Origin of the sequence: Hymenobacter coccineus (genome assembly GCF_001816125.1) — a bacterium.
GTDB lineage: Bacteria > Bacteroidota > Bacteroidia > Cytophagales > Hymenobacteraceae > Hymenobacter > Hymenobacter coccineus.
This window is the reverse complement of record NZ_MDZA01000152.1, coordinates 1-5,529: the sequence shown is the minus strand read 5'-3', so window position 1 is coordinate 5,529 and position 5,529 is coordinate 1. Positions and strand designations below refer to the sequence as shown.

Here is a 5,529-nt window from a genome sequence, read left to right as displayed (position 1 = left end):
TTTTTTCAGTCGTCGGGACCACTCTGACTAAAAGAACAGGGGCCCCGGGGCAATGTCAGAGTGGCCCGACGACTGAAAAAGTCGCCGGACCACCCCGCTTCATACCAAGCCAAACAGCTTAAACCCAATGGACCTCGCCTACCTGCTCGATTTCCTGCGCCGCCTGGCGGCTAACAACAACACGCCCTGGATGGCCGAGCACCGGCCCGAGTACCAGCGGGCCCGCGCGGCCTTTGCCGAGCTTATTGGCCAGGTGCTGGCCGAAGTGGCCAAAACCGACCCCTCGCTGGCCGGCCTCACCCCCACCGAGGCCATGTTCCGGCTCCACAAAAACGACCGCGGCCACCGCGACCCGGAGCCCTACAAGCGGCGCATGGGCGCGGGCCTGCTGCACGGCGGCCGCCACGCCGCCCGCGCCGGCTACTACCTGGGCGTGCAGCCCGACGGCAAGTCGTCGCTGCGGGTGGGCTTCTACCACACCACGCCGGCCCTGCTGGGGGCCCTGCGCCAGGAAATCCACTACAACGCCGACGAGTTCCACCGCCAGCGGGAGGCGCCGGCGCTGCTGCGCTACTTCCCCGCCGGCCTCACCACCGACGCCGAGCAGCTGGTGCGCCCGCCCAAAGGCTACCCCGCCGACCACCCCGACCTGGCCTGGCTGAAGCTGAAAAGCTTCGGCGCCGTGCGCACGTTCAGCGACGCGGAAGTGGCCCAGGGCCCCGGCTTCGTGGCGCTGGCCGTGGCCGCCATCGCGGCGGCGCGCCCCTTGGTCGATTTCTTCAACGAAGCCCTGGAACCCAACGGGTAAGTATCTATTCAATAGAAATTTGTCATTCCGACGAAGGAGGAATCTGGAGGACCCCAGCCGGGGGCAGCTCTCAGATTCCTCCTTCGTCGGAATGACAAATTTTCCTACCGGCTGGGGGCCCTAAAACAGGCCAAACAGCGTGGCGTTGATCCGCTCGATGACGGTGCCCAGGTCTTCGGGGTTGCGCACGTAGTCCAGCTCGCTCACGTCCACGATGAGCAGGCGGCCGGTATAGTTGGCAATCCACTTTTCGTAGTGCTCGTTGAGGTTTTTGAGGTACTCGATGCTGATGCTGTTCTCGTAGTCGCGCCCGCGCTGCTCAATTTGGCGGATGAGCTTCGAGAGGTCGGCGCGCAGGTAGAGGAGCAGGTCGGGCGGCTCGACGAGGTTGATCATCGATTCGAACAGGTCGCAGTAGTTGTTGTAATCGCGGGTCGAGAGCAGGTCCGACTCGTGCAGGTTGGCGGCGAAGATGTGGGCATCCTCGTAGATGGTGCGGTCCTGCACCACGCCCTTGCCGGCCTTGGTGAGGGCCTTGATGCGCTGGGTTTGGCGGAAGCGCCCGTTCAAAAAGTACACCTGCAAGTGGAAGGCCCACCGCGGCATGTCGTGGTAAAAATCCTTGAGGTACGGGTTGTCGTCCACGTCCTCCAGGAATACTTCCCAACGGAAATGGTGGGCCAACTTATGGGCCAGGGTGGTTTTGCCGGCCCCGATGTTGCCGACGATGGCAATGTGCATAACGTGCTTGCGCTGATAATTTGGGCAAAAATTGCGAACCCCAAAGGTAAGCCGGGGCCCCGGCCCATAGGCCCTATCGGGGCCCCCACCTCCCCCCAAGGCAAGGCGGCGCCCGGGGCCGCGGGGGCCCTAGCGCGGCCGCTGCGGGCGGGGCCCGTTCAAAGGCACCAAAACCAGGCAAGTAGGGAGGCCCAGGCGCGTCGAGGACTCGGTGGGCAGGGCCTTTGCCGGGGGCGTTTTGGCGAGGCTTTAGGGCGGCCAGTCATCTTTTTTTGACTATCCGCTTAACTTATAATACAAAATAGCCTCTATGCTCAACTAGGCTGATTTAATTCACCATAAATGGCAATAAACATTATCTTATTCAAAATAAAACTTAAAATAATTAAATTTCTGTTTGGATTATATTTCAATAAAAACAGCTTTAAATACCATAAAACCCACTATAGTTATTGTTTAGTAGCTTTGATAATATAAAAAGTGCAAATTATTAGCTTACCTAATTCGGTTGTCTCCTATATTTGCCAGTAACGAAACCGCAGAAGCACAAGGTTTATTCGATAATAAATTTCCTTTTTTAATACAATTTACTGGCCAGCCATTCTATTTGCCACGTTGTTGCGCTTAATACTGAATCGGTGCCACGTTCCACTGCTTTTCAAGTCAAATTTCATTTACCTACTCTACTAAATTATGAGAAACCCCTTACCCATTTGGGTTTTGGCAATCGCACTGGCGCTGGCGGCGCTTGTTCCCGCCTGGGCCGCGCCGGGCGTTGCCAGCCTGACAACGCCCGTGCTACCAGCCAACGCCACCCGGACTGCTATTAACAACCTCAAGGCCAGCACTGGCACACCTACCCGCTACAACATCACTTCGGTACCGCAGGGTGGCACGCTGTATGTGAACGGCACGGCCGTGACGGCGGCCCGTACCCTGACCCCAACTGAAGCCACCCAACTAGCTTTCCAGCCGTCGGGCACGGCGGGCAACTACACCTTCACCTTCACCGCCACGGATGGCAGCGGCACGAGCGCGGCCGCTACTTACGCGTTGTCGGTAGGGCAGGCTACCTGCGGGCAGGCGTCGGGGTTTGACTTTTCGACCCGCACAATCAACGAAAGCTGGAAGTCGCAGACCGCTATCAGTAATGGCGTCACCATCGCGACCAGCGGCTACTCGGCTGATGCGGGCACGGCCGTGGACCGTTTTGACATTGAAAACTTGCAAAACGGGTCGCAGAGCCAAGCGCTTACCTGGTATGCAGACTACGCTGCCAAAGCGGCCAGCACCTCGCAGGTAACCTTTACTTTCAGCCGACCGCTTTCGGGCTTTTCCATCGTGGTGCAGGATATCGACGCCACCAGCACGAACCTGACCACGTCCGGCTTCATCGACCAGGTGCAGTTTGATGGCTACGCCAGTGGTGCCACTACCCCCATGGCACTAGCTGCGTCAAACGTGAAGTTGGGCAACACCAGCACGTTCTCGGGCAACAACCGCGTCACGGGTAATGCGACCAGCGCGGCCGACCCGGCGAGTAACGTCATCGTAACGTTTCCCCAGGCTATTACGAAGCTGACGCTGACGTACCGCAACGTGCAGACGGCGCTGGCTGACCCTGCTCAGCAAGCCATTGGCATTCCGTCGTTTAGCTATTGCGCCGAGGCCGACATTGAGACCACGCTCACGGGCCCGACCCGGGCGCAGGCCAGCAGCTCGGTGACCTACACGGTGAACACTAAAAACAACGGCCCCGACGTGCCAACCACCGTGACCCCGACGCTGCAGCTACCAACCGGCCTGGCTGGCGTAACGACGAGCAGCGGCAGCTACAACACGACTACGGGCCTGGTTACGTTTGCGGCCACCAGCAACCTGGCCCTGAATGCCACCGTCACCAACACCGTGACGTTCACCATGTCGCCCACTAACTCCGTTTCGGGTACGGCTACTTACACCAGCCCGGTGCTCGACAACACAACGGGCAACAACACGGCAACGCTTACTACGGTCCAGAACCGGGCGCCGGTAGCCAGCAACGTCACCAACTCGCCGGCCATCCTGAACAGCACCACGACCCAGACCAACTTGGCTCAGTTTATCGTGAGCGACCCCGACGCTACGGCGGGCAACACGACCATTGTGTCGTACACCATCCTGTCGCTGCCCACGGCGGCCCAGGGCACGCTGTATGTGAGTGCGAATGGCGCGGCGGCGGCCCCGGCCACGCTCAACCAGGTAATTACGGTGCCCACCACGGCCACGCCCAGCAACCCCGGCTACCAGCTCTCGTTCGTGCCCAACAGCTCGTTTTCCGGCAACGCTACCTTCACCTACAAGGCGACCGATGACTTGGGGGTTGGCTCCAACACCGCCACCTACACGATACCCGTGACGCCGGGCGCCGACCTGGCTTCGGTAGTGACCGGCCAGAATATCGGGGTAGAAGGACAGTCGAAAAGCTATAGCGTGACGACCACCAACAATGGGCCCTCTACGGCCACGAGCGTGGTGCCTACCCTCACGCTTTCCAGCAAGCCCGCCTTCAGCACCGTCACCGTTACCAACGGCAGCTACGACCCCACCACGGGCATCGTCACGTTCAACCCTGTATCGCTGGCTAGTGGGGCTTCGGTGGCTAATACCATAGTGCTGGTTATTCCCGCTTCGCCGGCCAGCTTCACCGTGACGGCGGCCAGCACCAGCGCCACCGCCGACCCTACCCCCGCCAACAACAACGGTACGGCTGCCGCGGCCATTCTGACGGTAGCCGTTTCGCCCATCGGGCCGGCGGGCACGGCCAGCGCCTGCGCTACGCCCGGGGCCGATGGCTCACAGACCATCACGGCCAGCCCCAACACCTACTACCCGGCCACCAACCAGACGGTGGCCGTGAGCGCTACTTCGCTGAGCGTGGGGGCGGCCGTGGGCACTACCCCCATCGCGGCCGGCGACTTGCTGCTGGTGATGCAGATGCAGGGGGCCGACATTGACTACTCGAACACCGACGCCTACGGCGACGGCGTGGCGGGTGGCCTGGCTACCAGCTACCTCATCAACGCCAACTTCCTGGCTGGCCAGTACGAATACGTGCGGGCGGCCGGGGCCGTGCCCGTGAGCGGCGGCAGCGTCACCTTCACGACGGGCCTGAAATACAGCTACCAGAATGCCGACGCTACCGCTACCACCGGCCAGCGGCGCTTCCAGGTGGTGCGCATTCCGCAGTATAAGAATCTGACGATTAGCGGCACGGTGGCCCCGGCGGCCTGGAACGGCAGCACGGGCGGCATCCTGGCCCTGGACGTAACCGGGAAGCTCACGTTTGCCAGCGGGGCGAAGATTGATGCCTCGGGCACGGGCTTCCGCGGCGGCGCAGGCCAGAAACTCATCGGCACCACCGGCCTGACGGGCACCGACTACCGGGCCCCTGCGCCCACCTCGGGCACTACCACCACGGGGGCCCACGCCATGAAAGGTGAGGGCATTGTAGGCACCCCGCGCTACGTGAACACGGGCGCGGCCTTGCTTGATACGGGCGTGGACGGCTACCCCAGCGGCAGTTCGGGCCGCGGCGCGCCCGGCAACGCCGGCGGCGGCGGCACCGATGCTAACCCAACCAACAATGGCAACAACTCGGGCGGCGGCGGCGGCGGCAACGGCGCACGCGGCGGCCGCGGCGGCAACGCCTGGAGCAGCAACGCTACCGTAGGCGGCGAGCCGGGCGTGGGCTTTAGCGCGCCCAGCAGCAGCCGCCTCATCCTAGGCGGCGGTGGCGGGGCCGGCGTGAACAACGATGGCAGTGGTGGCGGCCCTACCCCCGGCTACGGCCAGCAAGCGGCGCGGCCGGCGGCGGCATCGTGCTGGTGCGCACGGGCTCGGTGAGCGGCACGGGCTCGGTACTGGCCAACGGCGCCAGCGCGGGCAACGCCGTGCTGAATGACGGCAGCGGCGGCGGCGGGCGGGCGGCTCTATCTACT

The 5,529-nt window shown here is 62.5% G+C and carries 3 protein-coding genes; 2 read left to right on the top strand and 1 reads right to left on the bottom strand.

The window, feature by feature from the left end; translation table 11 throughout:
- Nucleotides 1-127 precede the first annotated feature (127 nt).
- Complete coding sequence (locus BEN49_RS10525) at nt 128-808, top strand: DUF2461 domain-containing protein (RefSeq protein WP_070743067.1); 681 nt, start codon at nt 128-130, stop codon at nt 806-808.
- 120 nt (nt 809-928) lie between these two features.
- On the opposite strand, the gene BEN49_RS10520 is transcribed toward BEN49_RS10525, so the two are convergent.
- Complete coding sequence (locus BEN49_RS10520) at nt 929-1,549, bottom strand: deoxynucleoside kinase (RefSeq protein WP_070743065.1); 621 nt, start codon at nt 1,547-1,549, stop codon at nt 929-931.
- Nucleotides 1,550-2,269: 720 nt separating this feature from the next.
- Between BEN49_RS10520 and BEN49_RS27835 the strand changes: the two genes are divergently transcribed.
- On the top strand, nt 2,270-5,434 hold the full coding sequence (locus BEN49_RS27835; protein ID WP_070743063.1) for a beta strand repeat-containing protein: 3,165 nt from the start codon (nt 2,270-2,272) through the stop codon (nt 5,432-5,434).
- Nucleotides 5,435-5,529 lie beyond the last annotated feature (95 nt).

Coding starts and splice junctions, on each gene's coding strand:
- BEN49_RS10525 (WP_070743067.1), top strand. CDS start 128: ATGGACCTCGCCTACCTGCTCGATTTCCTGCGCCGCCTGGCGGCTAAC.
- BEN49_RS10520 (WP_070743065.1), bottom strand. CDS start 1,549: ATGCACATTGCCATCGTCGGCAACATCGGGGCCGGCAAAACCACCCTG.